This window comes from Pandoraea faecigallinarum, from assembly GCF_001029105.3.
In the GTDB taxonomy this organism is placed as follows: Bacteria; Pseudomonadota; Gammaproteobacteria; order Burkholderiales; family Burkholderiaceae; genus Pandoraea; species Pandoraea faecigallinarum.
In genome coordinates, this window is sequence record NZ_CP011807.3 from 5,070,291 (window position 1) to 5,089,555 (window position 19,265).

General features: G+C 65.0%; 20 protein-coding genes. 14 read left to right on the forward strand and 6 right to left on the reverse strand.

The window, feature by feature from the left end; all coding sequences use genetic code 11:
* Window position 1: 1 nt before the first annotated feature.
* Window positions 2-535: a hypothetical protein gene (locus AB870_RS22290; protein ID WP_047906326.1), complete on the reverse strand. Its 534-nt coding sequence runs from the start codon at window positions 533-535 to the stop codon at window positions 2-4.
* Window positions 535-1,251 carry a flagellar basal body L-ring protein FlgH gene (locus AB870_RS22295; protein WP_053059489.1) on the reverse strand — a complete coding sequence of 239 codons (717 nt, stop codon included), beginning with the start codon at window positions 1,249-1,251 and terminating at the stop codon, window positions 535-537. The genes AB870_RS22290 and AB870_RS22295 overlap by 1 nt, the downstream gene beginning before the upstream one ends.
* 306 nt (window positions 1,252-1,557) lie before the next feature.
* Here AB870_RS22295 and AB870_RS22300 point away from each other — a divergent pair, with 306 nt between their 5' ends.
* The 3 genes from AB870_RS22300 (at window position 1,558) to AB870_RS26520 (ending at window position 4,099) form a co-directional block, all read left to right on the forward strand.
* Window positions 1,558-2,661 (forward strand): ATP-binding protein, encoded by a 1,104-nt coding sequence (locus AB870_RS22300; protein ID WP_053059490.1) that lies wholly within the window; start codon window positions 1,558-1,560, stop codon window positions 2,659-2,661.
* A gap of 104 nt (window positions 2,662-2,765) precedes the next feature.
* Entirely contained in the window at window positions 2,766-3,557 is a 792-nt protein-coding gene (locus tag AB870_RS22305) for a response regulator (protein WP_047906327.1), read from the forward strand.
* A 41-nt stretch (window positions 3,558-3,598) separates the two neighbouring features.
* The gene (locus AB870_RS26520) at window positions 3,599-4,099 is read left to right on the forward strand and encodes a hypothetical protein (protein ID WP_157112404.1); all 501 of its coding nucleotides are present in this window, start codon (window positions 3,599-3,601) and stop codon (window positions 4,097-4,099) included.
* Window positions 4,100-4,145: 46 nt separating this feature from the next.
* Here AB870_RS26520 and AB870_RS26525 read toward each other — a convergent pair whose 3' ends face one another.
* On the reverse strand, window positions 4,146-4,481 hold the full coding sequence (locus AB870_RS26525; protein WP_157112405.1) for a hypothetical protein: 336 nt from the start codon (window positions 4,479-4,481) through the stop codon (window positions 4,146-4,148).
* Here AB870_RS26525 and AB870_RS22315 point away from each other — a divergent pair.
* Window positions 4,476-5,078: a BPSL1445 family SYLF domain-containing lipoprotein gene (locus AB870_RS22315; protein ID WP_047908568.1), complete on the forward strand. Its 603-nt coding sequence runs from the start codon at window positions 4,476-4,478 to the stop codon at window positions 5,076-5,078. The two genes, AB870_RS26525 and AB870_RS22315, sit on opposite strands and share 6 nt — an antisense overlap.
* Before the next feature lie 98 nt (window positions 5,079-5,176).
* Here AB870_RS22315 and AB870_RS22320 read toward each other — a convergent pair whose 3' ends face one another.
* The 3 genes from AB870_RS22320 to AB870_RS22330 form a co-directional block, all read right to left on the reverse strand.
* A complete protein-coding gene (locus tag AB870_RS22320; RefSeq protein WP_174554731.1) occupies window positions 5,177-6,055 on the reverse strand; it encodes an ABC transporter permease in 879 nt (292 codons plus the stop codon).
* 20 nt (window positions 6,056-6,075) lie between these two features.
* Window positions 6,076-6,909 carry an ABC transporter ATP-binding protein gene (locus AB870_RS22325; protein ID WP_047906329.1) on the reverse strand — a complete coding sequence of 278 codons (834 nt, stop codon included), beginning with the start codon at window positions 6,907-6,909 and terminating at the stop codon, window positions 6,076-6,078.
* 194 nt (window positions 6,910-7,103) lie between these two features.
* The gene (locus tag AB870_RS22330) at window positions 7,104-8,144 is read right to left on the reverse strand and encodes an ABC transporter substrate-binding protein (protein ID WP_418303976.1); all 1,041 of its coding nucleotides are present in this window, start codon (window positions 8,142-8,144) and stop codon (window positions 7,104-7,106) included.
* 268 nt (window positions 8,145-8,412) lie between these two features.
* Between AB870_RS22330 and AB870_RS22335 the strand changes: the two genes are divergently transcribed.
* The 10 genes from AB870_RS22335 (at window position 8,413) to AB870_RS22380 (ending at window position 19,186) form a co-directional block, all read left to right on the forward strand.
* Window positions 8,413-9,084, forward strand: a complete 672-nt coding sequence (locus AB870_RS22335; protein ID WP_047906330.1) for a response regulator — start codon at window positions 8,413-8,415, stop codon at window positions 9,082-9,084.
* Window positions 9,077-10,471: a sensor histidine kinase gene (locus AB870_RS22340; protein ID WP_047906331.1), complete on the forward strand. Its 1,395-nt coding sequence runs from the start codon at window positions 9,077-9,079 to the stop codon at window positions 10,469-10,471. The genes AB870_RS22335 and AB870_RS22340 overlap by 8 nt, the downstream gene beginning before the upstream one ends.
* 416 nt (window positions 10,472-10,887) lie before the next feature.
* The gene (locus AB870_RS22345; protein ID WP_167362723.1) at window positions 10,888-11,751 is read left to right on the forward strand and encodes a sensor histidine kinase; all 864 of its coding nucleotides are present in this window, start codon (window positions 10,888-10,890) and stop codon (window positions 11,749-11,751) included.
* On the forward strand, window positions 11,748-12,407 hold the full coding sequence (locus AB870_RS22350) for a response regulator (RefSeq protein WP_010807699.1): 660 nt from the start codon (window positions 11,748-11,750) through the stop codon (window positions 12,405-12,407). Before AB870_RS22345 ends, AB870_RS22350 begins: the two co-directional genes overlap by 4 nt.
* 542 nt (window positions 12,408-12,949) lie before the next feature.
* Entirely contained in the window at window positions 12,950-14,371 is a 1,422-nt protein-coding gene (locus tag AB870_RS22355) for a flagellin N-terminal helical domain-containing protein (RefSeq protein ID WP_047906332.1), read from the forward strand.
* Window positions 14,372-14,528: 157 nt separating this feature from the next.
* Window positions 14,529-16,577: a flagellar filament capping protein FliD gene (fliD, locus tag AB870_RS22360; protein WP_047906333.1), complete on the forward strand. Its 2,049-nt coding sequence runs from the start codon at window positions 14,529-14,531 to the stop codon at window positions 16,575-16,577.
* A gap of 15 nt (window positions 16,578-16,592) precedes the next feature.
* Window positions 16,593-17,027, forward strand: coding sequence for a flagellar export chaperone FliS (gene fliS / locus AB870_RS22365; protein ID WP_047906334.1), 435 nt, complete (start codon window positions 16,593-16,595; stop codon window positions 17,025-17,027).
* Window positions 17,020-17,358, forward strand: a complete 339-nt coding sequence (locus tag AB870_RS22370) for a flagellar protein FliT (RefSeq protein ID WP_047906335.1) — start codon at window positions 17,020-17,022, stop codon at window positions 17,356-17,358. The genes fliS and AB870_RS22370 overlap by 8 nt, the downstream gene beginning before the upstream one ends.
* Before the next feature lie 41 nt (window positions 17,359-17,399).
* A complete protein-coding gene (gene fliK, locus AB870_RS22375; protein WP_047906336.1) occupies window positions 17,400-18,806 on the forward strand; it encodes a flagellar hook-length control protein FliK in 1,407 nt (468 codons plus the stop codon).
* Window positions 18,803-19,186 carry an EscU/YscU/HrcU family type III secretion system export apparatus switch protein gene (locus tag AB870_RS22380; protein ID WP_084664009.1) on the forward strand — a complete coding sequence of 128 codons (384 nt, stop codon included), beginning with the start codon at window positions 18,803-18,805 and terminating at the stop codon, window positions 19,184-19,186. The genes fliK and AB870_RS22380 overlap by 4 nt, the downstream gene beginning before the upstream one ends.
* Window positions 19,187-19,265 lie beyond the last annotated feature (79 nt).

Genomic DNA, 19,265 nt, shown 5'->3' on the forward strand with positions numbered 1-19,265 from the left:
GTCAGAACACGACAAGCCGGTCCACCAGTTTGGCCATGCGCGAGTTCGACGCCGACCACGATTCGACCGTGGAAGTCCGCCCGTCGAAATACACGGTATTGATGACCGAGCCGTTCTGGCTGAGCGTGAGGGTTGCATAGGCCAGATACTCGCTTGGCGCGCTTCCCCAAAGCGAATTGCGCCACGCCCGGCGCACGGTGTAGTTCAACACGACGCAGCCCGTCGGCGAGGTACCCGGGCTGTAGATCGTGCTCACGATGCCGTACGCGCGCAGCCGTCCCTGAATCGCGGGCAGCAAATCGGAAATGCCGTCGGCGGAGAGTTCGATGCACATGCCGCGCGAGAGCAGTTCGGGAGCCGCCGGCTCCGTGGGCGGCGCAATCGACGGCAACTGGTCCGAGAGCACCACGCCCGTCGATACCATCGAGGCGGCCACCTGCGCTGCGATCACCGGGGCCGGCGTCGCGAACAGGCAGCCGCCCAGCGTCACGCTGGCCATGGCCGCCAGCGCCAGCACCATCGCCAGGCGCGTCATCAGAAGGGCGATACTTCGAGCAGAATCGATTGCAACCAGCCGCCGTTGCTGCCGCTGGCGACCTGTCCGTCCTCCACGCGCGATACCTTGGCCTGTCCGACCTTGTTCGACGCCACCACGTTGGCCGCAGAGATGTCGAATTTGTTGACCACCCCGGTGAAGCGGAACGTCTCCATGTTGCGCCCCTGCATGACCTGTTTCTCTCCACCCACCACATAGGCGCCATTGGGCAGAACCTCCACGATCGCCACGGAAATGGTGCCGGTCAGCGCCGAACTCGACGTATTGCTGCCATTGCCCTTGAAGCTGCTGGCCTGCTGGCCGATGTTGAACCACCGCTCCAGCACCGAGTCGGCGCCGTCCGCCCTGGCGCTCTTGGCCGTGGCGCTGGCGCTGCGGGTGGTATCGCTCTGCGATTTGCTGGTGCCGGTCGAATTCTCGGCGACCGCAATCGTCAACAGGTCGCCGACCCGGTGGGCGACCGGCGTCTCGAACCAGTTCGTCGCCGTGGTCGGCTGATAGATGGAGCCCGCCGTCTGAACGTTGGCGACGCGCGGCATTGGCATCACGGCCATTGGCGTCGTCGTGACTTGCGGGCTGGCACACCCACTCAGCGCGAGAGCGCCGAGCGTGAGGTTCGCGACCATGGCCGCCCACGCGGGCAAGCGGATCAGGATGCGTGTCGCCACGCGCGCTGGCATCGACAGTTTCGACATGGTGAGGCGCCCCCGCGCCGTGCCCGGATGCCGTATCCGGATGTCTTTCGTGAGTGAGGTGAACGACGGTCCGCCGGCACGGCTACCGGCTTCGTGACGGATAGTAAGAAGAGGCCGTGCAGCCACTGCGCACAAATAGAGGAAAATTTGTGGAGGCACGCCGCACCGCGCGCCGAAGCTGAGAGAATGGCGCGCCGGGCTCGGCGGCGCTTTCGCCCGCCCGCCCGGGCCGCCCCGGTTTTTCCTGTCGCTACGGCATGCCCGGCGACCGGTTTCGCAATTCACACCGTCGGAATCGCTCAACGCATGAACTCAGGCATCACTCGCAAGCTATTCCTCGCGATCTTCGCGACGGGTCTGGTCACGATGGCGGCCACGACAGTCGTCGTGCGAGCGGCCATGGCCGGGCATGGCTGGCTTCGGGGCGACAACCTGATGTACCTGACGATCCTCGGCATAGCCCTGCTCGGCGCCATCGCACTACGCGTGGCGCAGCGCTTGCTCGTGCCCGTGACTCCACTGCTCGAAGCCACGCATCGCATGGCAATGGGCGACTACAGCGTGCGCGTTCCGACCGCTGGCGCCGACGAACTCGCGCGGCTGGCCGTCGATCTGAATCGGCTGGCCGACACGCTCGCCCAGAACGACCGGCTGCGCCGCAATCTGCTCGCCGACATCTCCCACGAATTGCGCACGCCACTCTCGATCCTGCGCGGCGAAATCGAGGCCATGGAAGACGGAGTGCGCCCGCTCACGCAAGACGCCCTCGCCTCGCTGCGCGTCGAGATTTCGCAGCTCTCGAAACTGATCGACGATCTGTACGAGTTATCGCTCTCGGACGTGGGGGCGCTGACCTACGAATTCGCGCCGCTCGACATGACCGAGCATGTTGCAACGTCGGTGGCTGCCTTCCGCGACTGGTTCGAAGCGAAGGGAATTTCCCTGAACGTGCATCTGCCCGAGGGCACGCTCATGATCGACGGCGACCTGCACCGCCTCACCCAGTTGATCGGCAATCTGTTCGAGAACTCGTTGCGCTATACCGACGGCGGGGGCGCGGTGCGCGTCTACCTGTCGGCGACCGGCGCGCAACTGCGGCTGGAGATCGAAGACTCCGCCCCCGGCGTGCCGGACGACGCGCTGCCCCGCCTGTTCGAGCGGCTCTTTCGCGTGGAAGTGTCGCGCAGCCGCCGCAGCGGCGGCGCCGGCCTGGGGCTGGCGCTGTGCAAACACATCGTCGAAGCGCACGGCGGCCAGATCGTCGCCCGGCATTCGCCGCTGGGCGGGCTGGCGCTCTCGATCACGCTGCCGCGCCGGAACGCCGCCGCCGTCGCCACGACTTCATCGGCCTGCGCACTAAGCGCGGCTTCGGCCTGTTTCGGTACCCAGGCCCTCACGACCCTGAGTTGAGCCTGCCTGCTATGCACACGCACTCCTCGCTACCTTCGCAAAGCACTTTGTCCCCGCGCACGCTCGCGCCCTCCCCCGCTGACAACGCCGCGCCATCCGGACAGATGACGCTCGCCGACAGCGCCCCGATTCTGATTGTCGAAGACGAACCGAAGCTCGCGGCGTTGCTCGCCGAATATCTGCGCGTCGCCGGCATGCCCTGCCGAATCCTCACGGACGGGCGCGACGTGCTGCCCGCCGTGCGCATGACCGAGCCGCGCCTGGTGCTGCTCGACCTGATGCTGCCCGGCATGGACGGACTCGAAGTGTGCCGCGCGGTACGCGAGATCTCCGAAGTCCCCATCGTGATGCTAACGGCGCGCGCGGCCGAGACCGACCGCCTGCTGGGCCTCGAACTGGGCGCCGACGATTACATTTGCAAACCGTTCAGCCCGCGGGAAGTCGTCGCACGCGTGAAGGCGATCCTGCGTCGCGTGCGCGGCAATGTCCCGCCGGCCGGTACCGTCACCGGTGCTGCCTGCGCGGCGCAAACGCCCGCGCTGGTGATCGACGCGGTGCGTCACCACGCCAGACTCGACGGCCATGAACTGCCGCTCACGCCGGTCGAGCTGCGTCTGCTTGCCACGCTGGCCAGCCATCCCGACAAGACGTTCCCGCGCGCGCATCTGCTCGACCGGATGTACGACGATCACCGGGTCGTCGCGGACCGCACCGTCGATAGCCACATCAAGAACCTGCGTCGCAAGCTGCAGGCGATCCGGCCCGACGAGGAAATCGTGCGCTCGATCTACGGCGTGGGTTATCGGCTGGAGTTGCGCACCGAGCGGCCGGGCGCCCTGGCGACGCGGCATGGCGTCGCGGCTATCGACAACCCGGCGGCGGCGATGCCAGAATAGGCGCACCCGCGCCACGGCGGGATTCATTGAGGAGAATGTCGATGCCACGCCGCACCGCCACGCTGTCCCCGATGTTCCTGAGTTTCCCGGCCGCCCGGCGGTCAACGCCTGACGGCGCTGCCGCAAGCGCCGCGTCCCCATTGCTTGGCAGTGCAGAGCTTGATGGCGGCCGGCCGCCGCGGCCGCCCTTTGAACGGCGATGGAAAGCCCTCGCGGCAACGGCGTTGCTCGGCGCCAGCGGCTTAGCCTTCGCACAGACGCCGGTGTGTTTCGACGGCGTGGGCCGAGCGCTGCCCCCCGAGCAATGCTCGCAGGCGGCACGCGATCAGGCCGCGACACAGTCCGCCACCGCCGCCGCTGCCGAACCGACGCGCCGGGAACACTGCCGCGCGCTTGCCGACAAGATCGCCAACACGCCCGACAAGCCGGTATACACACGCGACCAGCGTGTGGACTCGCCCGCAGGCAACCGCGTCGACATTCCTACACGCACGAACCCGCGCAAAGCGCTCAAAGAGCAATACATGCGCGAGTGTACGTAGGCGCGCGCCTACAAGTTAGCGAAAATTAACAGCAAGTTAGCAGAATTTATCGCGCGATTTTCTTGACAATACCGGCAGAGACCGCATAATCGACTTCACGCCGACGCATTGCCATCCGCGCCCGGAAGGGCACGTCATCACGAAGCGGATGGCACGCTACGTTCGCTGGCCGGTCAGCCGCATCAGCCCATCGATGACGGCCGAGCGCTTCAACAGGTTCCACCGGCGTCCGTCGGATGCCAAAACGACCGTCCTCATCATCCGCTTCATTGCCGTTGGGCTTCGCTTCGTCAGGAGCGTCGTCACCGGTCTGACGTTTTATCCACATCCACGCCGTTACGCTCTGCGCACGGCACACGCTTTCTGGAGGGAGAAAATGCAAAAACGCGAATTCCTGATGAAAACTTCCGTCGCTGTCGCCGCCGCCGCATTTGCGCTGGCCGGTTGCTCGACCACCACGCCGTCGCAGGCGGACAAGAGCGATAGTTCCGCCAGCGCCAATACCAGCAAACGCCGCGAAATCGATGCGGCCGTGAACGGCGCACTCGACAAGATGTACGCGTCCGTGAAGGGCTCGCGCGAGTTGGTGAACAAGGCACGCGGCGTGCTCGTGTTCCCGTCCGTGCTGCAAGCCGGGTTCGTCGTGGGTGGCGAATACGGCGAAGGCGCCCTGCGCGTGGGCGGCGCCACTCAAGGCTACTACAACACCGTGACGGCATCGTTCGGCTTGCAGATCGGTGCGCAGTCCAAGGCCGTGATCTTCCTGTTCATGACGCAGGACGCCCTCGACAAATTCCGGCGCACGGATGGCTGGACCGCCGGTGCCGATGCATCGGTGGCCGTGGTCAAGATCGGCGCGAACGGCGCCGTCGACCTGAACACGGCGACCTCGCCGGTGGAAGTGATCGTGATGACCAACGCCGGTCTCATGGCCAACCTGAACATCGAAGGCACGAAGGTCACGAAGCTCAAGATCTGACGACCCGACGCCGGACGACATCTCCAAAGGACGAGCGGCGCCACCCTCCGAAGGTGGCGCCGCTCCGCTTTTTGCAGCGCAAAGACGAACCGTCGCGCTTACTCGTTCGAGAACGCCGCCGGACGCCACTTCAGCAAACGCTTCTCCAGCGACGTGAGCAGCCAGTCCGCCCCGAGTGCGACGACTGCCAGCACGATCATGGCGGCGAACACGCCGCTGGCGTTGAATGCGCCCTGTGCCGTCGAGATCAGCAGCCCGATGCCCTGCTTCGAGCCGAGGAATTCGCCGACGACGGCCCCCACGAGCGCGAAACCGAAGCTCACGTGCAAGCTGGCGAGAATCCACGAAAGCGCCGACGGAATCACCACCGACATCGTCACCTGACGGCGCGACGCGCCCAGAATCTGCGCGTTCGCGATCATGTAACGGTCCGCTTCGCGCACGCCCTGGAAGGCATTGGCGAACACCACGAAGAACACCATCACCACGGCCAGCGCCACCTTCGACGCCATGCCGAGACCGAACGCGATGACGAAGATCGAGCCGAGCACCACGCGCGGAATCGAGTTGGCGATCTGGATGTAGAGACTGAAAACGTCGGAGAGCAATTTGTTGCGCCCGAGCACGATGCCGCAGATCACGCCGGCCACGCCGCCGATCAGAAAGCCCAGCACGGTTTCTTCGAGCGTGACGAGCACTTGCGTCCAGAGCGGCCCCTGCGACGTTCCTTCGACACACCAGTCGTAGATCTGCTGCACGATCAGCGTCGGCTGCGAGAAGAAGAAGGGGTCGATCCAGCCGATGCGGGCGGCCAGCTCCCAGCCGCCGAGCCCGACCACCAGAATCGCCACGCGCAGGAATACCACCAGCGCGCGACGCTGTTTGATACGGCGTTGCGCGACTGCTTCTTCGCGCGCGAGATCGGCGTCGCCGATACCCGCCGTTGCTGCCATCACGGCTTGTTCGCTCATGTTCATGACTCCTTGTTCGTCCTTGCTCACCCGATCTTCACTTCTTCACGCAAATCCGCCCAGATCTCCCGGGAGATGTCGATGAAGCGCTGTTCGTAGCGAATCTCCGACATCACGCGCGGACGCGGCAGATCGATCGTGTACGTGTTCTTCAACGTGGCCGGACGCGCCGTGAGCACGAACACCCGGTCGGCCAGCGCAATCGCCTCTTCCAGATCGTGCGTGACGAACACCACCGAGCCCGACGTCGACGACCACAGTTGCAGCAATTCGTCCTGCATCAGCGTGCGCGTTTGCATGTCGAGCGCGGAGAATGGCTCGTCCATCAGCAGAATTTCGGGGTTGTTGATGAACGTCTGCGCCAGCGCGACACGTTTGCGCATGCCTCCGGAGAGCTGGTGCGGATAGTGGCTGCCGAACTTGTCGAGTCCCACGCGGCGAATCCATTCGTCCGCCAGCGCATAGGCGGCGTCTTTCGACTGACCACGGAACAGCGGTCCGGCGGCAACGTTCTCGCGCACACTGCGCCACGGGAAGACCGCGTCGTTCTGAAACACGAAACCGATGCGCGGGTCGATGCCGTTCACCGGCTGGCCCATCACACGAACGCTGCCGGCCGTCGGACGCAGCAGGCCGGTAATCATGGACAGCGTGGTCGACTTGCCGCAGCCGGTCGGCCCGACGATGGCGACGAACTCGCCGCGTGCCACCGACATGCTGAAGTTGCGCAGCGCGACGGTGGCCTTGCCGTCGGGCGAGATGAAGCGGCACGACACATTGTCGAACTCGATGGCGGGCGTATCGCGGGACACGGCGCTCGCTGCGCGTGCCGGTGCCGTGGGGGTAGTGGTCTGGGTCATGCCCGGCTCCTGGGTGCCGTCGGAACGGTCGTTGCGGTTTCCTGGGGCCGAGCGGCCCCGCACTCCGGACTTGCGTCGGGGCGGGCGGCTCGGCAGTGCATCGGTAAATCCGGAAAGGGCGGCGCGTCGTGAGGACCGCGCGCCGGTACTACAGCGTCGATAAGTGTCGCGGGTTGTCGTGCGGCCGGTTCCGCTTACTTCGCCTGATCGACGAATTCGTTGGTGTACGTTTTCGACAGATCGATGTGCTTGCCCTTGACGTTCGGGTTGAAGGCGGCGAGCACCTTGAGCACGGTATCGGGACCGTCCTTCGGCATGCGGCCGTCCGGCGAGTACATCGGCAGCGAGTTATGCAACGCCTGCACGTACAGCGCCTTGTTGCTGCCGTAGTAATCCTTGGGCATCTTCTCGGTGATTTCGGCCGCCGAATGCGTGTTGATGTACTTGAGCGTCTTCACGAACGCGCGCGCCAGCTTGGCGGCTTCCGGCTTGTGCTTGTCGAGCCAGGCGCGTTGCACGTACAGACTCGATGCGGGGTAAGCGCCGCCGAGTGCGGCGACCGTGCCCTCCATCGTGCGCATGTCGACGAGCACCGCGGCGTCGCCCGTCTTGATCAATTGCGAGGCGGTCGGCTCCGTGGTCATGCCGGCGTCGATACGGTTCTGCTTGATGGCGGCGATGAACGTGTTGTCCGCACCGACCGGCAACACCGAGTAGTCCGACGACTTCAGGCCGTGTTTTGCCGCCAGATACTGCGTGAGAAAGTTGGTCGACGAGCCCAGACCGGTCACGCCGAGGGTCTTGCCCTTCACGTCGGCCATGCTCTTGATCGTGTTGCGGCTCTTGGCATTGACCAGTTCCACTTCGCCCGGCACCTGACCGAAAACGACGATCGACTGGACTTCCTTGCCCTTGCTCTGCAAGTCGATGGCGTGGTCGTAGAAGCCCACCACTGCCTGAACCGCACCGGCGAGCAGTTCGTTTTCGGCGTCGACACCGGCGGGCTGCGACAGCAGTTCGACGTTCAGGCCTTCTTCCTTGAAGTAGCCGAGCTGCTCGGCAAGCTTGGCCGGCAGGTAGACCATTTTCGTAATGCCGCCCACCATGATCGTGATCTTGCCGCTGTCGGCGGCGAAACCGGGGGCTGCGGTCAGCGCCAGCGACGCGCCGAGAACGGCGGCCAGCAGGGGTTTCACGAAGGCTTTCGGCGCACGCACGCCAAGGCTTGCTCGCATTGTGGTGTCTCCATCGTTTTTAGGGATAATGGCCCGAGCCACGCAGTGCGGCGCCGGCCGGCCCGGCGTGACCCTTTCGATATGTCACGCGGCCAGGGCAGCGGTCCTCCGATATATTTGCGCTGCCATGCCGGAAATTGTAGAAAGGCGAAGCTTTCATCAAGCTTTCGCGACATGCAGGTTTTCCTTCGTCGCTCATGGGTGTTTACCCGCTGTTGGCTCGCCGTCGTTCCGCGGGCACACTCGCGTCGCATTCCGCCTTCCCGCCATGAAACTGCTGCTCATCGAAGACAACGAGACTCTCGCCCACTGGCTCGCCCGCATGCTGCGCGACGACAACTTCACCGTCGACTCCGCGCGCGACGGCGACGCCGCCGACCGTCTGCTGCAAACGGAAACGTACGACGTGGTGCTGCTCGATCTCATGCTGCCCAAGCTCGGCGGCAAGCACGTGCTGCGACGGCTGCGCGAGCGGCGCAACAATGTGCCCGTCATCATTTTGACGGCCAGCGGTTCGGTCGACGAGAAGGTCGATTGCCTGGGGGCCGGGGCCGACGACTACCTCGTGAAGCCTTTCGAAGTGCGCGAACTGATCGCGCGCGTAAAGGCGCTCGCGCGTCGCCACGCCCCGGAGCAAAGCGCCGATCTTGTGTGCGCCGACCTGAGCTATCACGCCGGCACGCGCCAGTTCACGATTCGGGGCGTGCCGCTCGCGCTGCCTTCGCGCGAGCACGCCGTGCTGGAAATTCTCATTCGCAAGCAGGGCAGGACCGTTGCCAAGAGCGCGCTGGTCGACGGCGTGTTCGGCCTCAACGACGAACCCAGTGCCGACGCCATCGAGATCTACATTCACCGGCTTCGCAAGAAGCTCGAAACCAGCCGGGCCGCCATCATGACGCTGCGCGGGCTGGGTTATCTGCTGCGCGAGAAAGATGCTTAGTCTGCGCGTGCGGCTGCTGATGTGGCTGATGCTGCCGCTTTCGCTGTACATCGGCGCGAGCGGCTGGCTGGCATATCGCAGCGCATACGATACCGCCGAACTCGTTCAGGACCGAGCGCTGCTCACGTCCGCCCAGGTCATCGCCGGCGAACTGACCTGGGTGGACGGCACGCTGCGCGCGAGTGTGCCGCCCTCGGCACTGGAACTGTTCGCGTCGCCGGCACGTGACCGGGTGTTCTATCAGGTCATCACCGAAGACGGCCGGCTGCTGGCCGGGCCGCCCAACTTTCCGCATCCCCCCCTGTTTCCTCAGACGGTGCCCACTTATTCGAACGTCACAGTGGACGGCGAGCCGCTGCGCGCCATCAGCTTCGTGCGTACGATGTACGACTCCGGACAGCCGCATCGCGTGGCGGTCGTGGTGGCCGAGACGATGCACGCGCGCGACGACATGCTGGCGCAGTTGTGGGAGCCGTCCTTGCACCGGCAGATCGCCATGGCCGCCTTGGCGGCGGTGCTGGTGCTTATCGGGCTGACGGTCGAGTTGCATCCGCTCATCCGGCTCAAGGACGAAGTCGCCGGGCGCGCACCGCAGGAGCTTGTGCCCATTCGCGCGGGTCAGTTGCAAACGGAGTTGCGGCCCATCGTCGACGCCATCAACCTGTGTATCCAGCGGCTCTCGGCACAGGCCCAGCAGCAACGCCGCTTTGTGGCTGACGCGGCACATCAGTTGCGCACACCGCTCACGCTGCTCGATACGCAATTGCAGTTCGCGGCGCAACTCGACGACCGCGCCGCGCTGGCCGACGTGCTCGCCGCCATGCAGACCAGCAGCCGGGGGCTGGCGGATCTCACGAACAAATTGCTGCTGCTCTCGCAGGCCGAGGCGGCGGACACCCCGGCCTTCTCGCGTTCACGCGTGGATCTGGTGGCGCTCGCCGCCGGGGTGCTCGAAGAACTCGTGGCGCTGGCACAGCGTCGCAATATCGACCTTGGGCTGGAAACCGCCGAGGCGCACGTTTGGGTGACGGGCAATGGCGAACTGTTTCATGCGATGGTCATGAATCTTGTCGACAATGCGATCCGCTATATCCACGAGGGGGGGCGTGTGACGGTCGCCATCGACTGTCCGGACGGCACCGCCCGCCTGCGCGTGGTCGACGATGGCCCCGGCATTCAGGCCGAGGCGCGTCAGCGCGTGTTCGAACGCTTTTATCGCAACGCGCCGCCGGGGCAGCCCGGCACCGGCCTGGGACTGGCCATCGTCAAGGAAATCGTGGCATCGAGTCATGGGACCGTAACGCTCGCGCCGGGCGACGACGGCCGAGGTCTGGTCGTCACCGTGATGCTTCCATTAGATTTGGAGACCGAACGCAACGTCCCATAGAGAACGTCACGCAGGTCACTCCACCGATGAAGCGCGTTGTATACCCGCGTCCCCGTTTGAAAGAAAATAACAATCGTATGAAACAACGCCGTGAATACAGGCGTTACGACTGTTTTGGACCGAGAATGTCGTTTGAAACATACGCTCGACTGGATGCGCTAGGACAAACCCTGATATATTCGGGGTCTTCGCAGAAATCCCCTCAAGCAGGCGAAAACTTCTTGATCCAAATCAAATAGTTACGCATCGCTGTCAACCACGTGGGTGCCCGCCACGTGTAATTGTGACGAAATGTAAAGTTTGTTAAATTGAATGTGGGTCTCGCCGCGTGGGTTGCGGCACGGGACTTTTTCTCTCAGGGATTTGCCTCCATGCCGTTTCTCGTCGATCCTGCCGCACAGGCTGCGAGACGTCGCGTGTCGATTAACGACGCGTTGCACACGCGCGCCACAACGCCGCAGAGTTCGGACATGGATCAGCCCCCCGCCTGCGAGAGCGCGCCACCGGTCGAACCGGCCTCACGCGCGGCCCGCGCCGCCGTCCAGGCTTCGACCCGGCCGCTCGCACAGTCGGTCACCCGCAAGATCGACGCCGCTCGCGAAGCGGAGCGCACACGGCTCGCGCAGGAGATGCACGACGGACTCGGCGCACATCTCACTGCGTTGCAACTGGTCGTGGCCCGCCTGTCGACCCGAGCCCCCACCGACCTCGCCGAGTGGCAATCCTTCTGCTCCCAGATTCAAAGTGTGGCGAACGCGGCACAAGACGCGGCCGACGAACTCGTCGGCCGCAACCGCCCGCCTGCGCTTGACGCAGGCCTTACCGTCTGCCTGCGTGCCTGGCTGCGCGGCTTCGGTGAGCAAAGCGGCCTCAAATGCATCTGGCGCTGCGACGACGTCACGCACGAGCGCGTTGCCAAGCTCACGCCCGACGCGGTGCTGGCCTTGTACCGCATCGCACAGGAAGCCCTGACCAACGTCGCCCGCCACGCCCGCGCCACCCGCGTCGTGCTCGCGCTCGACGGCAGCCATCGTTCACTCAAACTCACGATTTCCGACGACGGTTGCGGGCTGGCCCGCGGCGCACGTCGCAAGCAGGGACATTTCGGATTGGTTGGCATGCGCGAGCGCTGCACGGCGCTCGGCGGCACGCTACGTATCGGCAGTGTTCAAGGATCGGGAACGCTCGTGAGTGCACGGCTTCCCTGGCATCAGATCCTGCCTGCCCCGACCGGCCAGCATGGCCCGGAATCGCTTGCTCTTCACGGATATGCATCATGACGCTTAGAGTGCTCATCGTCGACGACCACGCCATCGTGCGCCAGGGCGTCCGGCAATTGCTCTCCGATAGCGGGAGTATCGCCGTCATAGGCGAAGCCGACTGCGGCGCGGAAGCGCTGGAGATGACCGACGCGGCGCAGTGGGACATTGTCCTGCTCGATATTTCGCTGCCCGACACGAACGGTCTGGAAATTCTCAAGACCCTGCGACGCAAACATCCGCGTCTGCCGATCATGATCTTCAGCATGTACGGCGAAGGCCAGTTCGCACTGCGCGCTCTCAAGGCCGGTGCGGCCGGTTATCTGAGCAAGCGCTCGAACGCGCAGCAACTGGTCTCGGCCGTGCGGCAAGTCGCCGCGGGCCGCAAGTACGTGAGCCCGATGGTCGCCGAGACCCTCGCCGACTATCTCGGCCCGGACGCCGACCAGCCGCCGCACGAGCGTCTGTCGGATCGTGAATATCAGACACTGTGCATGATCGGCTCGGGCAAGCGCCTGACCGATATCGCCAACGCGCTGTCGCTCTCGGTGAAGACCGTGAGCGTGTACCGCACGCGCCTGCTGGAAAAAATGCGCCTGAACAACAACGCCGAGCTGACCTATTACGTCATGCAACACGGCCTGGTCAGCGCCGAGATGGGTCCGGTCTGCGCCTGAGCGCGTTCAGGCGCAGACCGGACTGCATAACGACCGGTCACCGGCACGGACACCGTCACCACATTTGCTGCAGGATTCCCTCGGGAATCACCAGAACTAAGCACTCACTTCGTGGCCCGCAATAGCGGGCCACGCGCATTCTCCACGCTAACCGACGCCGTTGAGAAGAATTTTCACGGCGCCGAAAAAATTTTTTCGATGCCCGGCAAGCGCCCCCGCCGCTTGAGAATTGCGGTCCGCCCCGTCTCAAACCGTCCCCACCCCGGCACCTCTCCGAGCCTTACAGGACAAGAATAGGCGGCACATTGCCCCTTTCCTTGCCGGATCAACCGTGGAGGAAATTTGTAGACTGGCTTCCTAGCGTTTTTCCGACATCGACCTGCCAAGTCGACGGAAGTGGCGAAAGCATTTTGCAAAGCCACCCTAAATTTTCCCAAAGCGCGTCCGATATCCCCTACAACGGCGGCTTTCGGCGATTGGCTCGTGAGCCAAAGTTACGGCGCTTAAGCCGGAGCCAATTTATTTGGGAAAGGAGTTGCTAAATGGCATCTGTCATCAATACCAATATCTTCTCGCTGGTTGCTCAACGTAACCTGAGCTCGTCGCAAGGCGCGCTGCAAACCTCGATCACCCGTCTGTCCTCGGGCCTGCGCATCAACAGCGCCGCCGACGACGCCGCCGGTCTGGCCATTACCGACCGCATGACCGCCCAGGTCAACGGTCTGACCCAGGCACAGCGCAACGCCAACGACGGTATCTCGCTGGTGCAGACCGCTGCGGGCGCCCTGTCGTCGATCACGGACAACCTGCAACGCATCCGCACGCTGGCCGTTCAGGCGACCAACGCCACGAACTCGGATTCGGACCGTGCCGCTCTGGACCAGGAAGTCCAACAGCGTCTGGCCGAAATCAACCGTACCGCCTCGCAAACCCAGTTCAACGGTCTGTCGGTGCTCAACGGCACGATGGGCGTGGCGAACTTCCAGGTTGGCGCCAACGCCGGCCAGACCATCTCGGTCAACCTGACGCAAAGCATGACCACGTCGAGCATCGGCGCCGTGGCACAGGCCAACTCGACGACCAACCCGCTGTCGTTCACGATCGCCGCCGGCGACCTGACGATTCAGGACGGTACGGGCACGGCTCAGGACGTTGCCGCCGGCACGTACAACAACGCCAACGACCTGGCTGCTGCCATCAACACGGCAGGCGCCAAGGCCGGCTTCACGGCGAACATCGCTTCGGTGAACTCGTCGGGCCAGCTGGTTATCGCCAACACCGACCCGGCTGCCGCACTGACCGTCGGCGGCGCGGCACAGACCACGCTGGGTCTGCCGGCCACCATCGCCGCGGGCGGCGCCGCCGTTACGTCGACCGGCGTGGCTTCGCAATTCCAGACCACGCTGTCGACCGGCGACCTGACCTTCACGGTCAACGGCGTCGCTCACGACATCACCGGCACGTTCAAGAGCTCGGCTGACCTGGCAACCGCCATCAACTCGGCGAACATCGGCATCAACGCGTTCATCGATTCGGCCGGCGCAATGCACATCAGCTCGGGCCAGTCGTTCGCGATCTCGTCGACCAACGCTGGTACGCCGACGACCCTGCAACAGCTCGGCCTGACCGCCGGTACGTACACGACGTCGGGCAGCCTGGCTACCGCCGACGTGAAGACGGTCAACAACGCCACGCTGATGCTCTCGCAGATCGACGCGGCCATCACGACGGTCGACTCGTTCAACGCAACGCTGGGTGCTACGCAAAACCGCTTCCAGTCGACGATCTCGAGCCTGTCGACCACGACGCAAAACCTGACGCAAGCGCGTTCGGGCGTGCAAGACACGGACTACGCAGCGGAAACGGCCAACCTGACCCGCTCGCAGATCCTGCAGCAAGCCGGTATCTCGATGCTGTCGCAAGCCAACCAGCTGCCGCAGCAAGTGCTCAAGCTCCTCCAGTAATACCGGAGCGGCACTGAAGTCAAACCGCGCGCTTCGGCGCGCGGTCCGCCGGCGGCGTCACTGCATCAAGCGGTGCCGCCGCCTTTAGCTTTACAGACCGGCCTGTCGCGGCACGCCGGCAAGCAAGCCCAAGTTCAACAAAGCGAGAGCAGAAAACATGGCAACTTCAACGTCTTCGAGCGGCAGCATTTCCTCTCCCGGCATCGGCTCCGGGCTGGACGTCAATGCGCTCGTCACGAGTTTAATGCAGCCTGCCAATAACAAGCTCACGCTGCTGAAGAACCAGGAATCCAGCTACCAGACCAAGCTCTCCGCGCTCGGCCAATTGCAGTCCTCGCTGTCCGCGTTCCAGGCGTCGCTGCTGACGCTGTCGAGCGCGTCGCAGTACCTCCAGATGTCGGCGAGCGTCGGCGACAACACGATTCTCACGGCATCGAGCAGCACCGGTGCGGCAGCCGGCGCGTACAGCGTCAACATCTCGCAACTGGCGCAGGCGCAAAGCCTGTCGACGAGCGGGGTGGCCAACCAGACGAGCGCCATCGGCTCGGGCACCCCGACCAAGCTGACTTTCTCGTTCGGTACGATCTCGGGCGGCACGCTCACCGACGGCACGTACTCGGGCGCGAGCTTCACCGCCAACGCCTCGCAGCAGCCGGTGACGATCACCATCGACAGCAGCAACAACTCGCTGCAGGGGATTCGCGACGCAATCAACGCGTCCGGCGCGCCGGTCAATGCCACGATCGTCAACGACGGCAGCAACACCCCCTATCGTCTCGTGCTCACGTCGAAGACGACGGGCGAGAACATGAGCATGAACATCAGCGCGGCCGCCGGCGGCGACGCGACGATTGCCAACATGCTCACCTACGACGCGACCGGCACGCAGAACCTCACGCAGACGGCCGCGGCACAGAACGCCAAGCTCACTGTCAACGGTCTGGCGATCACCAGCGCCACGAACAGCGTGCAGAACGCCGTGCAGGGCCTGTCGCTGTCGCTCGTGAAGACAGGCACCACCACGGTCACGCTGACCAACAATTCAAGCGCGGTGACCTCCGCCGTGCAGAGCTTTGTCACCGCGTACAACACGCTGCAAAGCACGATGAACACGCTCACCAAGTACGATCCGACAGGTCAGGCGACCGGCGCGCTCATTGGTGACTCGACTGTCAACCTGGTGCAAACGCAGTTGCAGCAGATTCTTAACGGCCGGCTGCCCGGCGTGCAGAGCACGGGCCTCACGTCGCTCGCGCAGATCGGCGTGAACTTCCAGAACGATGGCACGCTGTCGGTGGACACCAGCGCGCTGAACAAGGCGATGTCGAGCGGCAACGGCTTCCAGCAACTCGCTTCGCTGCTCGCCACCAACGGTATCAGCACGGACAGTCTGGTAACGTACAACAGCTCGTCGAGCAAGACGCAGCCGGGCAACTACGCCGTGAACATCACGCAGGTGGCCACGCAGGGCACCGCGACCGGCTCGGTAACGCTCGCCGCAAGCACCACGATCTCCTCGACGAACAACCAGCTCAATATCCTGCTCGACGGCAACAATGCGAGCGTGGTGATCCCGCCGGGCACCTACACGGCCGACCAGCTTGCTACGGCCATCCAGGCGGCGATCAACGGCAACAGCGTCTTCTCGGCTGCCGGCTCGGGCGTGAGCGTGGCGCAGAAGAACGGCGTTCTGACCATCACGTCGAATCGCTACGGCTCGGCGTCGCGCGTGCAGGTCACGGGCGGCTCGGCGCTGGATACCGTGTTCGGCACCAACACGCTCAAGACGGGGGTCGACGTGCAAGGGACGATCGGCGGCATGTCGGCCGTCGGCACCGGCCAGACACTCACCGGCGGCGCCGGCACCGCGGTCGACGGACTCAAGCTCACGATCGGCGGCACGAACACGGGCAGTCGGGGCACGGTGGCGTTCTCGCAGGGCTACGCGTCGCTGCTGAACAATCAGGTGACGGACTTCCTGAGCACCAAGGGCGCCATTTCATCGGCCACGAACAGCCTGAACACCACGATCAAGCAGATCCAGCAGCAGGAATCGGATTGGCAGGATCAGATGACGCAGATGCAGAACCGCTATCTGGCGCAATTCACGGCACTGGATGCAACGATGGCCAAGCTGCAAAACACCAGCGACTACCTCAAGCAGGTGCTGGGGGGTAGCTCGTCCTCGTCGTCGTCCTCGAAGTAAGCGGCGGAGACATTCATGTACGGACAGAACGCCGCCAATGCATATCGCAAGGTCGGGCTCGAGACCGGCGTCATCGCCGCAAGCCCGCATCAGCTCATCGTGATGCTGTTCGACGGCGCCAAGGCTGCGCTCACCAAGGCGCGTATTCACTTCGAAGCCGGCCACATCGGCGAACGCGGTCAGGCGATCTCGAAGGCAATCGAAATCATCGGGGGCCTGCGCGATGGCCTGAATATGGAAGTCGGTGGGGAACTGTCACGCAATCTGCGTGATCTCTACGACTACATGGGGCGACGTCTGCTCGAAGCGAATCTCGAGAACGACGTGGCCAAGGTACAAGAAGTCGACACCCTGCTCGACACCATTGCATCGGCCTGGCGAGCGATCGCTCCGGCTGCCGGCACGGGTGCCCCCGCCGCTCAGGCGGGCACCGGAGTGCGCTATGAATGAAGCGACGACTTTGCTGAACTGCTACGAAAGTATTGCCAACCTCACGGAGCGTATGCTCGGCGTGGCGCGCGACGGTGACTGGGATGCGCTCATCGACCTGGAGACGCAGTATCGGGCGCAGGTCGACTCGATCAAGCAGCTCGACGCCGATCTGCCGCTCTCGGACGACGAACGTTCGCGCAAGCACGCCATCATCCGCCGCATTCTGGCCGACGATGCCGCCATTCGCGATCTGGCGGTTCCCCATCTGGCGCATCTCGACGCCATGATCAACAGCACGCGCCGTCAACGTGCCCTGCACGAAGTCTACGGCCTGAACCTGGGCGCCTGACGCGCGCTGCGCGTCACGTCGCCCGCATCTCGGAGTAAGGCATGGCCGGTCTCGATTCGGTTCTGGCCGCGACACTCGCCCGGCGGCTCGACTCGTTGCTCGGGATGGGACAGGGCGTCTCCTCGACCACCGCGCCCAATGCCATTGCCGGCTCCCAGCCGGCCGGCGATGCGACCTCCGCGCTTGGCGACCTTGCCACCAAAGCTTCACCGACGGCCGTTGCGCCCGGCAACGCGACATCGCAATCCGCCGCCCGCGCCCCTACGCCGGTTCAGCAGGCGACGCTGTCCGCTGCCGCCCGGACCATCGACACGATCCTGCGTCTCGCCCCCGATTCGCCGGGGCCTGTGCAGGCGAGTGCGCCCGTGTGGCCCGCCGCGCCCGGCACCGGGGCGCCGGCGCTGGCGCCGTTGGTCGCGGCAGCGTTAAAGGAAGCGCTGTCGACGAGCGGACTCTTTTACGAATCGCATTTGTCGCAATGGGCCTCGGGCAGCCGTTCGTTCGAGCAGTTGCAGGCCGAGCCGCAGTTGCGCTGGCCGGCGTCTGCCAATCTGGCGGCACAGTTGCGCGCGGCCGGCGCCGACGCCACGCTGCCCGGCCCCGGCCCTCTGACACGTCTGCTCGGCCCCGCGGGCGGCGAAGCCGCGCTGGCAACGGGATGGCCGAACCTGAGTCCGTCGGCGCTGAGTTCGTCGACGCTGCCCACGGCCACGCCGAATCCATTGCCCGCGCAGCCCGGCTTGCCGGGGCAGGGAGAACAGGCGGCAAGCGCCGACGGCGGCCCGCGCGCGAGTGCAAATCCTCCGAATACCGCGAACGCGCTTGCGCATGCCGCCAGCGTGGCGCATACGACGAGCGGCGTGTTGCCGTCCGGGCATGACGGCGACGCGTCGCTGGCGGCCGACGGCACCCCCGCGTCCGCACAACAGCATGGGGCGGCCGGCGCGATCGCCGCCGTGGCGAACACCCCGGCGCAGAGCGTGACGTTGGTGCGTCAGCAGCTCGACATGCTCGTCAATCCGCAGTTTCAGTGGAACGGCATGGCGTGGCCCGGCGCGCCGATGGAGTGGCAGGTCGAGGAACGTCCCGGGCAGCCGTCGCCCGGCGAGGCGGCCGCACCGGCGACGTGGCACACCCATCTGCGTCTGACGCTACCCTCGCTGGGCACCATCGACGTCACGCTCGGCTTGTCGGGTCAACAGTTGCAGGCGCGATTGCTCGCGGATTCGGCGGCGTCCACCGACGTCCTGTCGAACGAAGGCGAAGACTTGCGCCGGCGGCTTGCGTCCGTCGGTCTGACGGCGAGTCAGTTGTCCTTCGGTGCGTTGACCGAGGCAGACGCGGGGTCAGAGGCAGGAGGCAAGGCGGCGACAGCGGCCGGCGCTGGCGCTGCCGACTTGCCGGTGCCTGTGAACGAAAGGCCGACCGACGCCGGAGGTGACGCATGACGTTGCCCCCGGAGCGCCGCACCGCGGTCGCACTGGCCTATGGTGCGAAAGACTCGGCGCCGCGTGTGGTGGCGAAGGGCTACGGCCTGCTCGCCGAGACCATCGTGCGCACTGCGCGCGAGCACGGCTTGTACGTCCACGAGTCGCCCGAACTGGTAAGCCTGCTGATGCAGGTCGATCTCGACCAGCGAATCCCGGCGCAGCTGTATCAGGCGGTCGCCGAACTGCTGGCGTGGCTCTACAAACTCGAGGCGGGCCGTGGCGGCAAGCCGCCGCCGCTGCCGCCGGGCATCGTCGCCGCGCAGGCGCCGGCCGACGGGTCCGCCCCGGACTCAGCCACCTCAGCCACCTCGCCGTCGCCCACGGCACCGTCCGCCTGAGTCCTTCGGCCCTCGTCCCTCCGACGGGCTGCACAACGCAGACGGACACAAAAAAGCCCCGTCGGCGGACGGGGCTTCT

Coding starts and splice junctions, on each gene's coding strand:
- AB870_RS22290 (WP_047906326.1), bottom strand. CDS start 535: ATGACGCGCCTGGCGATGGTGCTGGCGCTGGCGGCCATGGCCAGCGTG.
- AB870_RS22370 (WP_047906335.1), top strand. CDS start 17,020: ATGAATGAAGCGACGACTTTGCTGAACTGCTACGAAAGTATTGCCAAC.
- AB870_RS22330 (WP_418303976.1), bottom strand. CDS start 8,144: ATGCGAGCAAGCCTTGGCGTGCGTGCGCCGAAAGCCTTCGTGAAACCC.
- AB870_RS22300 (WP_053059490.1), top strand. CDS start 1,558: ATGAACTCAGGCATCACTCGCAAGCTATTCCTCGCGATCTTCGCGACG.
- fliD (WP_047906333.1), top strand. CDS start 14,529: ATGGCAACTTCAACGTCTTCGAGCGGCAGCATTTCCTCTCCCGGCATC.
- AB870_RS22350 (WP_010807699.1), top strand. CDS start 11,748: ATGACGCTTAGAGTGCTCATCGTCGACGACCACGCCATCGTGCGCCAG.
- AB870_RS22340 (WP_047906331.1), top strand. CDS start 9,077: ATGCTTAGTCTGCGCGTGCGGCTGCTGATGTGGCTGATGCTGCCGCTT.
- fliS (WP_047906334.1), top strand. CDS start 16,593: ATGTACGGACAGAACGCCGCCAATGCATATCGCAAGGTCGGGCTCGAG.
- AB870_RS22355 (WP_047906332.1), top strand. CDS start 12,950: ATGGCATCTGTCATCAATACCAATATCTTCTCGCTGGTTGCTCAACGT.
- AB870_RS22295 (WP_053059489.1), bottom strand. CDS start 1,251: ATGTCGAAACTGTCGATGCCAGCGCGCGTGGCGACACGCATCCTGATC.
- AB870_RS22320 (WP_174554731.1), bottom strand. CDS start 6,055: ATGAACATGAGCGAACAAGCCGTGATGGCAGCAACGGCGGGTATCGGC.
- AB870_RS22305 (WP_047906327.1), top strand. CDS start 2,766: ATGACGCTCGCCGACAGCGCCCCGATTCTGATTGTCGAAGACGAACCG.
- fliK (WP_047906336.1), top strand. CDS start 17,400: ATGGCCGGTCTCGATTCGGTTCTGGCCGCGACACTCGCCCGGCGGCTC.
- AB870_RS22335 (WP_047906330.1), top strand. CDS start 8,413: ATGAAACTGCTGCTCATCGAAGACAACGAGACTCTCGCCCACTGGCTC.
- AB870_RS22325 (WP_047906329.1), bottom strand. CDS start 6,909: ATGACCCAGACCACTACCCCCACGGCACCGGCACGCGCAGCGAGCGCC.
- AB870_RS22380 (WP_084664009.1), top strand. CDS start 18,803: ATGACGTTGCCCCCGGAGCGCCGCACCGCGGTCGCACTGGCCTATGGT.
- AB870_RS26520 (WP_157112404.1), top strand. CDS start 3,599: ATGCCACGCCGCACCGCCACGCTGTCCCCGATGTTCCTGAGTTTCCCG.
- AB870_RS22315 (WP_047908568.1), top strand. CDS start 4,476: ATGCAAAAACGCGAATTCCTGATGAAAACTTCCGTCGCTGTCGCCGCC.